The sequence below is a fragment of the Plantactinospora sp. BC1 genome, assembly GCF_003030345.1.
Classification (GTDB): domain Bacteria; phylum Actinomycetota; class Actinomycetes; order Mycobacteriales; family Micromonosporaceae; genus Plantactinospora.
In genome coordinates this window covers 4,369,191-4,385,884 of sequence record NZ_CP028158.1, presented here as the reverse complement: position 1 = coordinate 4,385,884, position 16,694 = coordinate 4,369,191, and the positions used below count along the sequence as shown (strand labels likewise).

Genomic DNA, 16,694 nt, shown 5'->3' with positions numbered 1-16,694 from the left:
CGTGATGGCGCAGTCCGTGCGCATGACCTCGGTGGTGCTGGAACCGGCCGCGCAGGAGGTGGTCCGGGCGACGGCCAACCCGCCGTATCCGTTCCAGCTCGGCCCGGAGCAGGGGCGGGCGAAGCTCGTCGAGATGCAGTCGGGCAGCATCCCCCGCCCGGAGGTCGACATCGAGGACATCATGGTGCCCGGCGGCCCCACCGGGCAGGTACCGGTGCGGATCGTCAAGCCGCGGGGCGCCGGCCGGCTCGGCAGCCCGGGTGGAGGGCTCGGCGACCGCCTCCGCGCCGCCGCCGAGGAGATGATGCGGCCGCGCGGGGTCGGCGGCATGCTGCCGGCGGTGCTCTACATCCACGGCGCGGGCTGGGTCTTCGGCGACTCCCTAACCCACGACCGGCTGATCCGCGAACTCGCGGTGCGGTCCAACTCGGCGATCGTCTTCCCGGAGTACAGCCGGGCGCCGGAGGCGCGGTATCCGATCGCGATCGAGGAGTGTTACGCGGTGGCGCAGTGGTTGGCCAGCCAGGGCGACGACTACGGCCTGGACCCGACCCGGATCGCCATCGCCGGCGACTCGGTGGGCGGCAACCTGGCGACGGTGGTGACGATGCTGACCAGCCGGCGCGACGGGCCGCGCTTCGCCCGGCAGGTACTGCTCTATCCGGTCACCGACGCCGACTTCGACACCGCGTCCTATCAGGAGTTCGGCAGCGGTTACTACCTGTCCCGGGAGCAGATGATGTGGTTCTGGGACCAGTACCTGCCGGACCGGGCCGAGCGGTCCGACCCGATGGCGTCACCGCTGCGGGCCGGCCCGGAGCAGCTCCGGGGCATGCCGCCCACCCTGATCACCACCAACGAGGCGGACGTGCTGCGCGACGAGGCCGAGGCGTACGCGGCAAAGCTGCGTCGGGCCGGCGTACCGGTGACCCAGGTGCGCTACCAGGGCATCATCCACGACATGGCGATGCTGGACTCGCTGGCCACCACCCAGGCCGCGCAGGCGGTCACCGCCCAGGCCGCGGCGACGCTGGCCCAGGCCCTGCACCACGAGTAGCCCACCGGGGTGCGGACGCATCGCCGGACGTCGACGGCGGCCGACCGGGACGCCCGGCCGGAGGCGAGCCGTATCGGCCCCGCCCTCGTATGGTTGGCCTGGTGAAGACCCTCCACACGGCGTACCGCGTCTCGGACCTCGCCGCGTCGCTCGCCTTCTACACCGCGCTCGGGTACGTCCCGGTCGGCCGCGTCGACGTCGGGGACGGCGCCAGCCTGACCGTCCTCAAGTTTCCGGACGAGGATTTCGTGACGCTGGAGCTGGTGCACCGGCCGGCCGACGGACCGGTGGACGTGGGCACCGGCTTCAGCCACCTCGTCGTCCAGGTCGACGACATCGCCGGCACGGTCGACGCGCTGATCAGGGCTGGTCTCTGGCCGGGCCCGGTGGAACGACCCGCCGGTGCCCGCGGCCCGCAGACCTCGTGGCTCACCGACCCGGACGGCTACCGGATCGAGTTGGTGCAGTGGCCACCGGGGCACGCCGACGGGATCACCGCCGCCGACTTCGGATAGCAACCGGACCACTCCGCGCAGCCGGGCATCCGGGCATCCGGGCCTTGGCACCGAGCGACGGGCTGGCGCCGAGCGACGGGGCTGCTCCGGGCGACCGGGTCGACCGCACAGGTAGACGCGCCGTTGTTTGAGTAGGAGGCGCCGGATCAGTTGAGTAGTAACGGATTCCGCTCCGGCCCGTACGGGGTGCCGGTTCTCCGCCCGCCGGGCGGCGCGGCGCGGCGGGCGTGGTCCGGGGACGCCGGCCGGGCGCAATCGGGTACCCGAAACAGTCGCGACCACCGTGACCAGCGTGAATACGCTTAACTGGCAAAAGCGACGACCCCCGTCGGGGGGAGACGGGGGTCGTCTGGGGTTCGGCTCCGGGGGGGTCGAGCCGAACCCGCCCGGCGGTCACGGGGGGTGCGACCGCCGAGGTCTACCGAGCACAGAGGATATGAAAGTGTGTCGCAACTACAAGCATGCCTGAGTCGACCCGTATACGTCGAGTGGCGTTAACTTCCACTCCCTGCGAAAGTCCGCCTTCACCCTGTGACCGTGATCACGCTGAGGCTGATCGGCCGATCAGGGGGTAACCGGTCGGCAGGTGCCAAACGTGACCCCGCGCACCCGCTGACCATAGACCATCCGGCTAGACTTTCGCGCCGTGGGCCGAAGCGCCGCTTTCTTCGATCTGGACAAGACCGTCATCGCCAAGTCGAGCGCGTTGGCGTTCGGTCGGCCGTTCTACCGGGACGGGCTGATCACCCGCCGCGACGTGGTCAAGTCCGCGTACGCCCAGCTCATGTTCCGGCTGGGTGGCACCGACGAGCAGACGATGGCGCGTACCCGCGACTATCTGGCGACCCTGTGCAAGGGCTGGCCGGTGGAGCAGGTCCGGCAGATCGTGGCCGAGACGCTGCACGAGCTGATCAACCCCTACGTGTACGCCGAGGCCGCCGCCCTGATCGAGGAGCACCAGGCGGCCGGCCGGGACGTCGTACTCGTCTCCGCCTCCGGCGAGGAGATGGTCCGGCCGATCGGTGAACTCCTCGGTGTCGCCGACGTGATCGCTACCCGGATGACCGTGGTGGACGGCCGGTACAGCGGCGAGGTCGAGTTCTACGCTGCCGGCCCGAGCAAGGTCGACGCGGTCGGCGAGCTGGCCAAGGAGCGCGGCTACGACCTGTCCGCCTGCTACGCCTACTCCGACTCGGTCAGCGACCGTCCGCTGCTGGAGTGTGTCGGCCATCCGAGCGCGGTCAACCCGGACCGGGCGCTGCGCAAGCTCGCCGTGGAGAACGGCTGGCCGGTGCTGGAGTTCCGGCACCCGGTGCCGATCGGTCGCCGCCTCCGGGAGCGTCCCGCCGTGCCGGTGGCAGCGGCGGCGATCGGGGTCGGCGTCGGGGTCGCCATCGGCATCGCCTGGTACGGCCGGCACCGCCGGGCCCGCGCCACCACCGCCTGACCGACCCGATCAGACACCATCGGGTTCGACCGGTCCCCGGTCACCGGGACCGGATCCGGCGGCCGTCGACCCGTCCGGCGGAGCGTCGGCGGGCGGCGGGCTCGCCAGGACCTCGTCGCCAACCTCGGTCAGCCGCTCCGCGCCGATCTCCACCGCCGTCGCGTAGTGCCGCAGCCAGGAGCGGAGCCCGTCCGGGGTACCGGTGGCGAAGGCGCCGGCCGCGCCGACGTACTCCGGCTCGCGTTCCAGGTGCCCCAGGTCCACCGCGATCAGGCCGCGCGGGTCGAATCCGGTGGAGAGCAGGGTGAGCCGGGCGGCGGCCCGGGCCACCACCCCGGACGGCCCGGCGAAGGGTCGCAGCGCCAGCAGTTCCCCGTGTACGACGGCAGCCAGCACCACCGGCGGGACCGACGTCCCACCGGCGACCAGTCCGGCCAGCCCGTCCAGCCGGGCGCCGAGCGCGTGCGCCATGCCAGAGGCTTCGGCGGCGTACTCCGGGGCGGGGCGGCCGAGCGCCTCCTCCGGTACGGCCGCGCGGGCGGCCAGGGTGTGCAGTCGGGCGAGTACCTGACGGGGGGCCTTCGGCCACAGGTCGGCGAGTCCGGGCAGCGCACCGGCGACCCGGAGGGCACCCTGGAGTACCGGGTCGGTCACGGTGCCGGCGCGGACCGTCTCGCGCTCGTGGGCGTACCCCTCCAGCGCGGAGCTGGCCACCGCGGACCGCAGGCTGACCTCGGCCGCGACCTGGCCGCCGTGCCGGCGCAACGCGCGGTGCCGCAGCGCCTGGTCGACCCGCTCGCGGGCCCGGTCGACGGCGGGCGCGACGTCGGCGAGGTCGAGCAGCGGGGCGAGCGGGTCGGTGGCCATGCTGTCACCGTAGTTGCCGGTCAGGGCAGGCCAGCGCCGGGCGCCGGAAGCGGTCCGGGCAGGCCAGCGCCGGGCGCCGGAAGCGGTCCGGGCAGGCCAGCGCCGGGCGCAGGAACCCGCACCCGCCGTCGACGGGGCGGCCGGCGTGACCGGCGAGCGCCGCAACGCGGCCATTCGGCGCGTCTGGTCGCGCGAGTGGCACGGACCCCTCGCCCCGGCTACCAGGCCCGATTAACCTCCTACCGAACGACACTGACGCGATGCCTGAGGAGCCACCCACCATGAGCGAGACTCTGGCTAACCTTTTGCAGGAGACCCGGCAGTTCCCGCCGCCGGCCGACCTTGCCGCCGCCGCCAACGTCACCGCGGACGCCTACGAGGATGCCGCCGGGGACCGGTTGGCGTTCTGGGCCCGGCAGGCGGGCCGGCTGGACTGGGCGAAGGAGTGGGACCAGATCCTCGACTGGTCGAACCCGCCGTTCGCGAAGTGGTTCGTCGGCGGGAAGCTCAACGTCGCCTACAACTGCCTGGACCGGCACGTCGCCGCCGGGCACGGCGACCGGGTGGCCATCCACTGGGAGGGCGAGCCCGGGGACACCCGTACCCTCACCTACGCCGACCTGCTGGCCCTGACCAGCCAGGCGGCGAACGCGCTGACCGACCTCGGGGTGACCGCCGGTGACCGGGTGGCGATCTACCTGCCGATGATCCCGGAGGCGGCGGCCGCGATGCTCGCCTGCGCCCGGATCGGCGCCACCCACAGCGTGGTCTTCGGCGGCTTCTCCGCCGACGCGCTGACCAACCGGATCCAGGACGCCAGCGCCAAGGTCGTGATCACCGCCGACGGCGGGTTCCGCCGGGGCAAGCCGTCGGCGCTGAAGCCGACCGTCGACGAGGCGGTCGCCAAGTGCCCGACGATCGAGCGGGTGCTGGTGGTCCGGCGTACCGGGCAGGAGGTGGCCTGGAACGACGAGAGGGACCTGTGGTGGCACGAGACGGTGGAGACCGCCTCGACCGAGCACACCGCCGAGGCGTTCGACGCCGAGCACCCGCTCTTCATCCTCTACACCAGCGGCACGACGGCGAAGCCGAAGGGCATCCTGCACACCTCCGGCGGCTATCTGACCCAGGTCGCCTACACCCACCACGCGGTCTTCGACCTGAAGCCCGAGACCGACGTCTACTGGTGCAGCGCCGACATCGGCTGGGTGACCGGGCACTCCTACATCGTGTACGGCCCGCTGGCCAACGGCGCCACCCAGCTGATGTACGAGGGCACCCCGGACACCCCGCACAAGGGCCGCTTCTGGGAGCTGGTGCAGAAGCACAGGGTGAGCATCCTCTACACCGCGCCGACCCTGATCCGGACCATGATGAAGTGGGGCGACGACATCCCCCGGGAGTACGACCTCTCCTCGCTGCGCCTGCTCGGCAGCGTCGGCGAGCCGATCAACCCGGAGGCGTGGATCTGGTACCGGGAGAACATCGGCCGGGGCGAGTGCCCGGTCGTCGACACCTGGTGGCAGACCGAGACCGGCGGCATCATGATCTCCCCGTTGCCGGGGGTGACCTCGACGAAGCCGGGCAGCGCGATGCGCCCGCTGCCGGGGGTCAGCGCCGAGGTGGTGGACGACCAGGCGCGGCCGGTGCCGAACGGTGGCGGCGGTTTCCTGGTGCTGACCGAGCCGTGGCCGTCGATGCTGCGCACGATCTGGGGCGACGACCAGCGGTTCATCGACACCTACTGGTCCCGGTTCGAGGGGCTCTACTTCGCCGGTGACGGTGCGAAGAAGGACGACGACGGCGACCTGTGGCTGCTCGGCCGGGTCGACGACGTGATGCTGGTGTCCGGGCACAACATCTCGACCACCGAGGTGGAGTCGGCGCTGGTCTCGCACCCGTCGGTCGCCGAGGCGGCGGTGGTCGGCGCGACCGACCCGACCACCGGGCAGGCGATCGTCGCCTTCACCATCCCGCGCGGCTCCGTCGACAGCGAGGGGAAGGCGGGCGAGGCGCTGATCGCCGAGTTGCGGGAGCACGTCTCGAAGACGCTCGGCCCGATCGCCAAGCCCCGGCAGATCATGCTGGTGCCGGAGCTGCCGAAGACCCGCTCCGGGAAGATCATGCGCCGGTTGTTGCGCGACGTGGCCGAGAACCGCTCGCTCGGTGACGTCACCACGTTGCAGGACTCCTCGGTGATGGACCTGATCTCCTCCGGGATGCGTTCCGGCAAGTCCGACGAGGACTGACCGGCGACGACCGGGCCGGCGACGACCACCGCCGGGACCGTGGGCAACACGATGGGCGGACCCGCTCCGGGTCCGCCCATCGTCGTGCGGGCCGGGGGTGGTCGGGCTGCTCAGCGGGTACGGCCACCGCGCGGCACCCGCTGCTCATACACGGTTGCCGCCGCGCGGACGTGGTACGAACGGCCAGGGTTCCCGCCGTGGCCGAATCGTGACATTCCCATGTCCGAAAATAGGTGACCGTTAGAATGCTTTCGCCCTGATTAGACGTGGATCCGACCACCCCGACGAGCCGTCCTCGACCCGTGACAGGGTTCGGTCGATCTGCAATGGTGGTGGTCGCTTCTGATGACAGTGCCCGCCAAGAGCCGGCCTGTCTTGTAACACTTCCACAAAGGAGGAGGACCTTTGAGGAGACGAGTCACAGCCGGTCTGGCGGGTGCCACGGCCGCGCTGTTGGCCGCCGGTGCGGTCGCCGTGCCGGCGTCCGCCGCTCCGGCGGCGCCTGCCCCCGTGGACCGGGAACCCCAGGGCGCGGCCCACCGGGCCGACAACCTGCCCGACCCGCTCGCGGAGGAGCACCAGCAGGTCCGCAGGGAGGCCATCTCCGCCCTGCTCTCCGGCAAGGCCAAGCTACAGACCCGCAACGGGTCGAAGGTCATCCAGATCAAGGCTGACCGGTTCGTCGAGTACCAGCAGCCGCCGAAGAGCGACCCGATCTTCAGCATCCTGGTCGAGTTCGGCAACCAGAAGGACCCGCGTACCGGCGGCACCGACGGCCCGCTGCACAACCAGATCAAGGAGCCGGACCGGGTCTACGACGGCGGCGCGACCGACGACAACAGCACCATCTGGCGCGCCGACTACAACCGCCAGTCGTACCTGGACCTCTTCTACGCCAAGGGCAAGGAGTCGATGGCCGACTTCTACCTGAAGCAGTCGGGTGGCCGGTACACCGTCGGTGGCGACGTCAGCGACTGGGTCAAGGTGCCGTTCAACGAGGCCCGGTACGGCAGCAACGAGATCGCCGAGCGGGACGGCTACTGGAACTTCGTCAAGGACACCGCCACCGCCTGGTACGAGTCGCAGGTGGCGGCGGGCAAGACCCAGGAGCAGATCAAGCAGTACCTCGCCCAGTTCGACGTCTGGGACCGGTACGACCACGACGGCGACGGGGACTTCAACGAGGCCGACGGCTACATCGACCACTTCCAGGCGGTGCACGCCGGAGAGGGCGAGGAGGCCGGCGGCGGCGCACAGGGCGCGGACGCGATCTGGTCGCACCGCTGGGCCGCCTTCACCGACCTGGCCGGCTCGGCCGGGCCGGAGTTCAACAAGGCCGGCGGGGTGCAGATCGGTGACAGCGGGATCTGGATCCGTGACTACACCACGGAGCCGGAGAACGGTGGCCTCGGCGTCTTCGCCCACGAGTACGGCCACGACCTCGGCCTGCCCGACCTCTACGACACCCAGGGCGGCGACAACGGCGTCGGGTTCTGGAGCCTGATGGCCTCGGGTTCCTGGCTCAACGAGGGCAAGCAGGAGATCGGCACCAAGCCCGGTTACATGGACCCGTGGTCCAAGCTCTACCTGGGCTGGCTGAACTACTCGACCGTGGACTGGGACAGCGGCACCACGTACGCCACCCTCGGGGCGGCCGGCGACACCGACGGCCTCGCCCAGGCGACCGTGGTGAACCTGCCCGGCCAGGAGGTCACCATCCCGTACAACACTCCGTTCGCCGGCGAGCGCGAGTGGTGGGGCGGCACCGGTGACAACCTGAACAACACCCTGACCCGGACCCTCGACCTCAGCGGTGCCACCAGCGCCTCGGTCAACGCCAAGGCGTGGTACGAGATCGAGGAGAACTTCGACTACCTCTTCGCGGAGGTGTCGACGGACGGCGGGTCCACCTGGGCCAAGCTGACCAACCCGCTGATCGAGCCGGGCGAGAGCGGCATCGACGGTTCCACCAACGACGAGTGGGTCGACCTGAACTACGACCTCGCGGCGTACCTGGGCCAGAGCGTGCAGTTCCGCTACCGCTACCAGAGCGACAACGGCACCAACCTCGCCGGTGCGTTCCTGGACAACATCTCGCTGGTCAAGAACGGTACGCCGGTCTGGACCGACGGGGCGGAGACCGAGCAGCCGGAGTGGACCGCCCGCGGCTTCACCCGGTCGGTCGGCTCGGTCACCGAGCTGCGTCCGCGCTTCTACATCGCCGAATACCGGACCTACTACGGGTACGACAAGACCCTGGAGACCGGTCCGTACAACTTCGGCTGGCAGAACTCGAAGCCGGACTGGGTGGAGCGGTTCAAGAACCCGCAGGGTCTGCTCGTCTGGTACGTGAACTACGCGTACGAGGACAACGACACCATCGTGCACCCGGGCTTCGGCCTGAACCTGCCGGTCGACGTCCGGCCCGGCCCGATCACGGTGCCCGGGGTCGGCAACGTCACCAACCGGCGCAGCAGCTACGACGCCACGTTCAGCCGGTTCGCCAAGCCGGCGCAGACGTTCCACCTCAACGGGGTGGCGACCACGGTGCCGAAGTTGAACCCGGTGACGGTCTTCAACGACTCGGACCCGAACCGGTACTGGTCGGCGCAGAACCCGATGAACTCGGTCAAGGTCGCCGGCACCGGCACCAAGATCGAGCTGCTGTTGGAGAACCGCCTCATCAGTGACCTGGCGATCATCAAGATCACCAACTGATCGGCTGATCTGACGTACCACGGTCGGGGCCGGAAGCGCACGCAGCGCTTCCGGCCCCGCTCGCGTCCACGCCCGACGCGGTCAGCCTCAGCCGGCGGCCAGGTCCAACCAGCCGTACCGGTGCTCGCAGGGCGGCCCGGCCGCGATGCCGAACCGACGGTCGTCCAGGTCCAGCAGCACCGAGTAGACCGTCTCGGAGCGCTCGGCCGGCGGCATCCGCTCGTCGACGTGCCGGCAGATGGCGTGCGGAAAACTCGCGTGGTCCCGGAAGAGTGCCGCGAGGTCACCCTCGCCGACCTTGCCGACCGCCGCCTTCGGCGCCAGCAGCCGCCTGGCCCGGGCGGACCGGAACAGCGACGAGCCGCCGAGGTCCTTGATCGTGTCGTAGACCGGCAGCCCCGTCTCCAGGTGGTTGGCGTGCGTGAGGTACCCGTCCACCGGGTGCAGCCAGCCGGCGTCCCCGGGTACCAGCTCCAGGTCGATCAGCTCGCCGCCGGCCTCCGCCGCCTGCCCGAGCAGCAGGTTGATCGAGCTGTTCCGGTTGCCCCGGAAGGTGGCCTTCAACGCCTCGGTCAGGCTCTCCGCCTCCAGCGCCGCCCGCAGCAGCACGTGGTACGGCACCCCCGGCTCGGCCCCGGCCCCCGGCAGCCCGTCCCGGTCACAGCCGAGCATGTTCACGCAGACGCCGACGCCGGCCGAGTTCAGCCCGGTCTTGGCGACCATGCCCGCCTCGGTCAGGGTCAGCACGGTCAGCCCGCGCTCGTCCCGGGTGGCCAGCAGCAGCATCACGTCCCGCTGGTCCGGGTGCCAGTCCCAGTTCTGCCCGAGCAGCAGGTGACCGCTGCCGGTGTGGGTGCCGAGCACCCCGACGGCGGTACAGCCACCGGCATCGGCGTCCGGCGGCACGGCCGACCCGCCGTCCCGGTGCCGGCCGTAGATCAGCTCGGTACGCGCGTTCAGCGCGTAGATCCGCTCGACCGCGGCCCCGGCCCCCTCCGCCACCCCGTCCAGCAGCTCGGCGACCCGGGGATGGTGCCGGCGGGTCGCCTCCCGGAAGGCCCGGCCGGCGGCGGTCACCGCCGCGTCGTCCAACCCGCCCTCCTCGCGGAACCGGCGCAGGTAGAACTCCAGGTTGGCGGTGATCAGGTCACGGGCCGCGGCACCGTACCCGGCACCGCACTCGGCCGGGGTGCCCTGCACCCGGACCAGTGGCAGCGGCAGGTCGGAGTGGTCGAGTCGACGGGCGGAAGTCATGCCAGCACGCTAACCGGCCGGCCCGGTAGACGTCACCGCCGTTACCGATCCCGTAGTCACCGTTACTGATCCCGTAGTCAGGAGCCCCCGGCCCCGGCGCGGCCGGCCCGGGAAATTCCCGGACGATCCCCTGATCCGGAGGTTGCGGCGGATCCGTCCCGCCACGATGGCCCTAGGCTGTCGGCATGAGGGAGCGAACCGGCCAGGTCAGCGAGGAGCGGCACGGCGGAGGCGGCCGGCTGCGTCCCGACGCCCGGTACGCCGACCGGCGGAGTCGATCGGCAGCGGCGGCCCGGCCCGCCGGCACACCGGGGAGGGCCGGATGAGCGAGCGCGGCGCCGGCCGCAGGTCCGTCGTCGACGAGTCCTGCGTACTGGTGGAGGGGCCGTGGACGCACCGCTTCGTCGGGGCCAACGGCAGCCGGTTCCACGTCGTCGAGGCCGGCAGCGGGCCGCTGGTGCTCTTCCTGCACGGCTTCCCCGAGTTCTGGTGGGCCTGGCACGAGATGCTGCCGGCGGTCGCCGACGCCGGCTACCGGGCCGTCGCGGTCGACCTGCGCGGCTACGGCGCCAGCGACAAGCCGCCCCGGGGGTACGACGGCTACACCCTCGCCGCCGACGTGGCCGGCCTGATCCGGGCCCTCGGCGAACGCTCGGCGGTACTCGTCGGTGCCGGCGCCGGCGGCATGATCGCCTGGACCGCCGCCTCCTTCCATCCCAGCCTGGTCCGCCGGCTGGTGGTGCTCGCCGCACCGCACCCGCTGCGGCTGCGCGCCGGCATCTTCGCCGACCCGCGCGGCCAGTTCGCGGCGGCCACCCCGGCGCTGAAGTTCCAGATCCCCCGCTACGAGCACGTGCTGACCCGCGACGACGCGGCGCTGGTCGGCTATTTCCTGCAACGCTGGGGCGGGCCGCGCTGGGTCGAGAGCCCCGGCTTCGCCGACTACGCGGAGCGCTGCCGGCAGGCGATGCGGATCCCGCAGGCGGCGTTCTGCGCGATGGAGGGCTACCGGTGGGCGTTCCGGTCGGTACTCCGGCTGCACGGCTACCGGTTCGTCAAGCTGATGCAGAAGCCGCTGGTCACCCCGACCCTGCAACTGCACGGCGCGCTGGACCAGGCGTCGCTGCCGCGTACCGCCCAGGGCTCCAGCCGCTACGTCGTCGCCCCGTACGAGTGGCGGCTGCTCGACGACGTCGGCCACTTCCCGCACGTCGAGGCGACCGACCTGGTGCTCGGCGAGGTGCTGCGCTGGGCGAAGTCGTGACCGCCGTCCCGCCGCCCCGGGCAGCGGCCGGCTGGCGCGAGCGGGTCAGGCGCGGTTCTCGCGCAGGTCGGTGACCTCGGCCGCCGGTGCCCAGCCCTGGTAGACGCCGAAGTCGAACGCCTCCAGCCCCATCGCCTCGGCGACCGGCCAGCGGCCACCGGTGTATTCCACCCGCAGCCAGTTGTCGTGCTGGGCGAGCACGATGAACGGCTGGCCCTGCCACGAGCACCTGGTCCGGACGTAGACCAGCTCGCCGACCTCGGCCGCGGCCACCACCCGGACGTACCTCCCGGGACGGACCTCCTCGAAGCCGTCGCCCGGTTCCGCCTGGTAGAGGCGTACGTCGTCGCCGGCCGGGCTCGCTTCGTACTCCCGGCCGCGCCACTGGGCAACGTAACCGTCGCGCATCAGTCCTCCTCGGCCCGGCGCCAGACGGGTACGTCGCAGTCCAGCGTCGCCACCAGCCGCTCCGTGCCGTCCAGAGCGATCCGGTGCAACTGCGCGCCGTGCGGCAGCCGTACGCTGTCCACCTTGAACTCGGCCACCACGTCACTGCTCTCGCCCGGGGCGAACCCGTTGCCCCGGAACGGCGGCCGCTCGATCACCCAGCCCTCCATCGCCCGCATGGCGGCCTCGTTCTGCCCGCCGTACGGGATCCGGTAGAGGCTGGGCCGGTACGCCGGCCAGCGGAGTACGTAGATCTCCTCGGCGTCCCGGTCGAAGGGCGACCCCGGGTGGTTGAGGCCGAGCGCGGCGTAGAGCTTCGCCGGGGTACGCAGATGGGCGACCTCGGACGCCCGGTGCACGAAGCCCGACACCCGGTCGTAGCCCCGGTCGAGATAGTAGGAAAGCTGGCTGGGGGCGATGGTCTTCTGCATCATCGTCGGCCGACCCGGGTCCTCCGGAGCCGGCGCGTACGTCGACCGGGGCGCCTCCTCCTCGGCCGGAGCCTGCGGGGCCGGCTCGCCGGTGTCGTCGCCGAGCCCCACCTCGGCGGCCCAGTTCGCCAGCGCGACGATCTGCCCACCCGGCAGCTTCGCCCCGACCGGGGTGCCCGGGTTGACCGCGAACGAGTAGTTGTCGTCCGGCCACCGCCGGATCAACTGGGCGAACTTGACCTCGACCGTGTCGATGGTCTCCGGCAGGTGGTCACCGAGCCGCTCCGGCGAGGTGAACACCACGATGTAGCGCTCCCCGTCCAGCAGCTCCGTACGCCACTCGAAACCGTCGTCACCGGGTCGGCTGCCCGGGGCCGAGTTGAACGCCACCGGCAACAGCACCCTGGCGAGCAGCAGGGTGGAGAGGAAGGTGTCGGTACTGCCGTCACCGGCCGCGTCGAGCAGGCTCCGCTCGACCTCGTTGGCCGGGGTGAAATCCGACGGGAGCCGGCGGGCGGGGGCCGGATCGGCACCGGCCGGTGGCCCGGCGGCGACGGGGTCGGTCGTACCCGGGCCGGCGTCCGACTGCTGGCCGCCGGCCGCCCCGGCCGGAATCGGTACGGTCGACGCCGTTCCGCCCGGAATCGGTTGGGTCGGCGCCGCTCCGGCCGGAATCGGTTGGGTCGACGCCGCTGCGGCCGGAATCGGTGCGGTCGGGGCCGTTCCGGAGTCGAACTGCTCGGTGACCGGCGGGCCGCCGCCGAACCGCTCGGTGACCTGCGGACCGACGGGGAACCGCTCGGTGACCTGGGAACCGGCGGCGTACTGCTCGTTGACCGAGGTGCCGGCCGCGTATTGCGCGCGGGCCGACCGGCCGGCGGAGAACTGCTCGGCGACCCGGCCGGCCGAGAACTGTTCGGTGACCCGCCCGGCGGAGAACTGTTCGGTCACCGACGAACCGGTACCGAGGCGTTCACGGACCCCGGGACCGGCGGCGAACTGCTCGCGCGCCGATCGGCCGGCGGTGGCCTCTCCGGCGCCGGACGGGCCGGTGCCGAACTGTTCGCTGGCCGTCGGGGCGGCGGTGAAGTTCTCGGTGGGCAGCGAGCCCATCGTCAGCGAGTCGGTCGTGAACGAGCGGCCGTCGAACGACTGGCTGAGGCCGGTGCCGGTGCCGGTGCCGGTCCGGATCGGCTCGGTCGGACCGGCTTCGACGCTTTCGGCGCTTTCGGCGCCGATGGGTTCCGGATCGGCGCCGGACCAGCCAGCGGAAACCGGATCGGCGGCGGGCCGGAACGTGGCCGCCGCCTCGTGGGTCACCGTCGAGCCGTCAGCCGTCGTACCGGACCACGGCTCGGCGGCCTCGGAGGGTGACTCGCCGGCCGGGCGCCTAGATACCGGGGTGAAGAGCGACGGCTCGGCGCGGCCGGGTGGTGGCGGCGTCCAGGGCTCCGGCGCCGGTGTCTCCGACGGCGGTGTCCGCTGGGCAACCGGCACGCCGGGCCGCTCCTGCGGGGTCTCGACCGGTTCGTCGGGCCGGTCGAACTGCTGGCCGCCGGGCCCGTGCCAGGCCGGCGGCGGAGCAGCCGGCGCACCGCTCGACGGCGGCGCGGAGACCGACGACGGCGGCGCGGAGACCGACGACGACGGAGCAGCCGGTGTTTCCGGGCCGGAACTTCCGTTCGCCGTGTTCGACGTCGCCGCGTTCGACGAGGTGGGTCGGGCCGGTCCCGCCGGTGTCATCCAGCCCGCCGAGGTGTCCTCGGAGATCTGGCTGCCGAACTCTCCACCCAGCCCGCTACGGGCCGGCGTCGGGGCGATCACCGGCACCGTGGCCGGGGTGCCGCTCGGCGGGACCGGTGCCGGCGCCGGAGACGACGGAAACGCCGTCGGCTCACCCGACGACGGGGGCGTCGTGGCCGGTTCCCCGGTCGGCGGCATCATCGGGGCGGCTGCACCCGCCGTCTCGCCGGGCCGGGACTGCTCGATCGGCTCCCGCACCGGCTCCACCGGCCAGGACGACTCCACTGGTCCGGACGTCTCGGCCGGCTCACGGAACGTATCGATCGACTCACGGAACGACTCGGCCGGCTCATGGAACCGCTCGGTCGGTTCCTGCGACGACTCGGCCGGCTCCCGCACCGGCTCGGCCGGCCGGAACGGATGCCCCGAGGACCCCGTCTCCGCCGGCTCACGGAACGACTCCGCCGGCGCAGGGAACGACGACTCCACGGGCTCACGGAACGACTCGGCCGGCTCGCGGAACGGCTCCGCCGGCTCGCGGAACGACTCGACCGGTTCGGGAAACGCCCCGGCCTGCTCGCGGAACGCCCCGGGTGACCGGGACGGCAGCCCCGGCGAGTCCGCGTCCATCGGCCGGAAGAACTCGGCCGGCTCCCGAGGCGCGCCGGGCGAACGCCGCGGCAAACCATCGGACTCAGCCGGTCGGAACGGCAACCCGTCCGGCTCGATCGGCCGGGACGACTCGGGCTCGGGCTCGGCCCTGTAGGGCGGCCCCTCCGGCGGGCGACGCGGCACGGCCGCCGTGGCCCGGGCCCGGGCGGCCCGCTCGACCTGCTCCAGCCGGGCCCGGGCGCCCATGCTGCGGCCGGGGAGTCGCACGTCGCCCCGGGACAGCTGGGAGACGAACCAGGCGGGCAGGTAACCCTCGATCGGCAGGCCCGGATTGACCGCGAGCCACCACTCCGGGTTGGGCCATCCGGCAGCCAGCTCCGGATAGGCTGCCCGCCGGGTCGATCCGGCGTTCTCGGCAAGACACGCGCGCAGGGCGGCGGTGGAGGTGAATGCGAGTACGTGTGTCCGGCCGCCGGTGGTCCAGGTGCCCCAGCCCATCGGCGCACGACCGGCGAGCGCCTCGGCGGAGACCGGCAGCAGCAGATCGGTACGGGCGAGAATGCGGAAATAGAGTTCCTGGTCGCCCGCGCGCAGTGCGTCCCGCATCGCGGCCTCGGTCTCGGTGGCCGGCTCCCATTCGGTCACGGCCACCTCCCTCTCGCCGAACAGGCCACAAGCATCGCGTACAACCTACAAGGTGGGGACCGGATCACAATGCTTGGCTGGCGGTGGATGCCGTCGCCGACGATCCCCCGCTAGCATCCGGTGGGCGGGTCGAGCGTTGCCGATCCGGCCCGATGGCGGACCGAACCAATTTCGGAGGCGACCGATGCCTGGCCGGACAATACGACTCACGCTGATCGGTGCCGTCACCGCGCTGGCGGTGCCGCCGATCGCGGCCGGTCCGGTCACGGCGGCGCCGCTCGCCCCGCCGGTCGCCCAGCGGGTCCTGCCCGGCTGTGACAACAACAACCCACCCGCCCAGCCCATCACCACCATGCCGTGGGCGCAACAGCGGTACGCCCCCGAGCGGCTCGCACCGCTGGCCACCGGAGCCGGCGTGACGGTCGCCGTGATCGACTCCGGCGTCGACAAGACGCATCCGCAGATGAAGGGACGGGTGCTGCCCGGGCGGGACTACCTCGACCCCGGCCTGGACGGGACGCGGGACTGCGTCCGGCACGGCACCGGCGCGGCCAGCATCATCGCCGCCACTCCTCGGGAGGGAGTCCCGTTCCGGGGCCTGGCGCCACAGGCCAAGATCCTTCCGGTACGGGTCTCCGAGAAGAAGGTCATCGAGGGTAAGGAATCGGGCGAAAGCGTCACCGTCGAGAAATTCGCCGAGTCGATCCGCTGGGCGGTCGACAACGGGGCGAGGGTGATCAACCTCTCGATCGTCTACTACCAGGACAACCCAGTCCTCAAGCGGGCGGTGGAGTACGCCCTGGAGAAGGACGTCGTACTCGTCGCCGCCGCCGGCAACCTGTACACCGACAAGAACCCGAGGCCGTACCCGACGTCGTACGACGGGGTGATCGGGGTCGGCTCGGTCGGCGAGGACGGGGTGGTCTCCCCGTTCTCGCAGCGCGGCGACTACGTCGACCTGGTCGCCCCCGGCGGCAACGTGGTGATCGCGGCACCGGAGCGTGGGCACCTGCTCGACAACGGCACCAGTTTCGCCACCCCGTTCGTGACCGCCACCGTGGCGCTGATCCGGCAGTACTGGCCCGAACTGAACGCGCGGCAGGTGACGCAGCGGCTGCTCGCCGCCACCGATCCGGTGCCGGGCTCCGACCGGGACGCCTACGGGGCCGGGCTGCTCAACCCGTACCGGGCGGTCACCGACACGGCGGCACCGGCCCGGCGTCAGGAGGCCGGTGGGTTGCCACCGCACCGGATCGACCCGGTGGAGGTGGCCCGGGCGGAACGGCGCTCGGAGAGCCAGGAGCGGGCGCTCTGGGTCGCCGGCCTCGCCGGCACCGTCGCGCTGGTGGCGCTGCTGCTCGCCGTCGTGCTGCCCCGGGGAGCGCGTCGCCGCTGGCGTCCCGCCGCCGCGTCGTCCCAGCAGCCCTCCCGGCCCGCGCCCTGAC

At 72.1% G+C, this 16,694-nt stretch carries 11 protein-coding genes and 1 pseudogene; 8 read left to right on the top strand and 4 right to left on the bottom strand.

What is annotated here, in order from left to right:
• Positions 1–4: 4 nt before the first annotated feature.
• From C6361_RS19100 to C6361_RS19090, 3 genes are all read left to right on the top strand, one after another.
• Positions 5–1,057: an alpha/beta hydrolase gene (locus C6361_RS19100; RefSeq protein WP_107268537.1), complete on the top strand. Its 1,053-nt coding sequence runs from the start codon at positions 5–7 to the stop codon at positions 1,055–1,057.
• 101 nt (positions 1,058–1,158) lie between these two features.
• Positions 1,159–1,572 (top strand): VOC family protein, encoded by a 414-nt coding sequence (locus C6361_RS19095; RefSeq protein ID WP_107264357.1) that lies wholly within the window; start codon positions 1,159–1,161, stop codon positions 1,570–1,572.
• A gap of 646 nt (positions 1,573–2,218) precedes the next feature.
• The gene (locus C6361_RS19090; RefSeq protein ID WP_107262214.1) at positions 2,219–3,019 is read left to right on the top strand and encodes an HAD family phosphatase; all 801 of its coding nucleotides are present in this window, start codon (positions 2,219–2,221) and stop codon (positions 3,017–3,019) included.
• Between the two features lie 99 nt (positions 3,020–3,118).
• Here C6361_RS19090 and C6361_RS19085 read toward each other — a convergent pair.
• Positions 3,119–3,886 (bottom strand): annotated as a pseudogene (locus C6361_RS19085) (hypothetical protein); the annotation flags it as partial.
• A 281-nt stretch (positions 3,887–4,167) separates the two neighbouring features.
• Between C6361_RS19085 and acs the strand changes: the two are divergent.
• Together acs and C6361_RS19075 are read left to right on the top strand one after the other, a co-directional pair.
• Positions 4,168–6,135 (top strand): acetate--CoA ligase, encoded by a 1,968-nt coding sequence (acs, locus tag C6361_RS19080; RefSeq protein ID WP_107268536.1) that lies wholly within the window; start codon positions 4,168–4,170, stop codon positions 6,133–6,135.
• A 510-nt stretch (positions 6,136–6,645) separates the two neighbouring features.
• Positions 6,646–8,853, top strand: coding sequence for an immune inhibitor A domain-containing protein (locus C6361_RS19075; RefSeq protein WP_199853020.1), 2,208 nt, complete (start codon positions 6,646–6,648; stop codon positions 8,851–8,853).
• Between the two features lie 87 nt (positions 8,854–8,940).
• On the opposite strand, the gene C6361_RS19070 is transcribed toward C6361_RS19075, so the two are convergent.
• Entirely contained in the window at positions 8,941–10,107 is a 1,167-nt protein-coding gene (locus C6361_RS19070; RefSeq protein ID WP_107262211.1) for a C45 family peptidase, read from the bottom strand.
• Between the two features lie 185 nt (positions 10,108–10,292).
• On the opposite strand from C6361_RS19070, the gene C6361_RS37075 reads away from it, so the two are divergent.
• Both C6361_RS37075 and C6361_RS19065 read left to right on the top strand, forming a co-directional pair.
• Positions 10,293–10,433, top strand: coding sequence for a hypothetical protein (locus C6361_RS37075; protein ID WP_159079383.1), 141 nt, complete (start codon positions 10,293–10,295; stop codon positions 10,431–10,433).
• Positions 10,430–11,371 (top strand): alpha/beta fold hydrolase, encoded by a 942-nt coding sequence (locus C6361_RS19065; RefSeq protein ID WP_107262209.1) that lies wholly within the window; start codon positions 10,430–10,432, stop codon positions 11,369–11,371. The genes C6361_RS37075 and C6361_RS19065 overlap by 4 nt, the downstream gene beginning before the upstream one ends.
• Positions 11,372–11,416: 45 nt before the next feature.
• Here C6361_RS19065 and C6361_RS19060 read toward each other — a convergent pair whose 3' ends face one another.
• The gene (locus C6361_RS19060) at positions 11,417–11,782 is read right to left on the bottom strand and encodes a hypothetical protein (RefSeq protein WP_107262207.1); all 366 of its coding nucleotides are present in this window, start codon (positions 11,780–11,782) and stop codon (positions 11,417–11,419) included.
• Positions 11,779–15,249, bottom strand: coding sequence for an SseB family protein (locus tag C6361_RS39260; protein WP_369930086.1), 3,471 nt, complete (start codon positions 15,247–15,249; stop codon positions 11,779–11,781). Before C6361_RS39260 ends, C6361_RS19060 begins: the two co-directional genes overlap by 4 nt.
• Before the next feature lie 184 nt (positions 15,250–15,433).
• Here C6361_RS39260 and mycP point away from each other — a divergent pair, with 184 nt between their 5' ends.
• Entirely contained in the window at positions 15,434–16,693 is a 1,260-nt protein-coding gene (mycP, locus tag C6361_RS19045) for a type VII secretion-associated serine protease mycosin (RefSeq protein ID WP_107268535.1), read from the top strand.
• Position 16,694 lies beyond the last annotated feature (1 nt).

What these genes read in the sequence shown, in the direction of transcription:
- C6361_RS37075 (WP_159079383.1), top strand. Translation starts at nt 10,293, where the DNA reads ATGAGGGAGCGAACCGGCCAGGTCAGCGAGGAGCGGCACGGCGGAGGC.
- C6361_RS19070 (WP_107262211.1), bottom strand. Translation starts at nt 10,107, where the DNA reads ATGACTTCCGCCCGTCGACTCGACCACTCCGACCTGCCGCTGCCACTG.
- C6361_RS19065 (WP_107262209.1), top strand. Translation starts at nt 10,430, where the DNA reads ATGAGCGAGCGCGGCGCCGGCCGCAGGTCCGTCGTCGACGAGTCCTGC.
- acs (WP_107268536.1), top strand. Translation starts at nt 4,168, where the DNA reads ATGAGCGAGACTCTGGCTAACCTTTTGCAGGAGACCCGGCAGTTCCCG.
- C6361_RS19100 (WP_107268537.1), top strand. Translation starts at nt 5, where the DNA reads ATGGCGCAGTCCGTGCGCATGACCTCGGTGGTGCTGGAACCGGCCGCG.
- mycP (WP_107268535.1), top strand. Translation starts at nt 15,434, where the DNA reads ATGCCTGGCCGGACAATACGACTCACGCTGATCGGTGCCGTCACCGCG.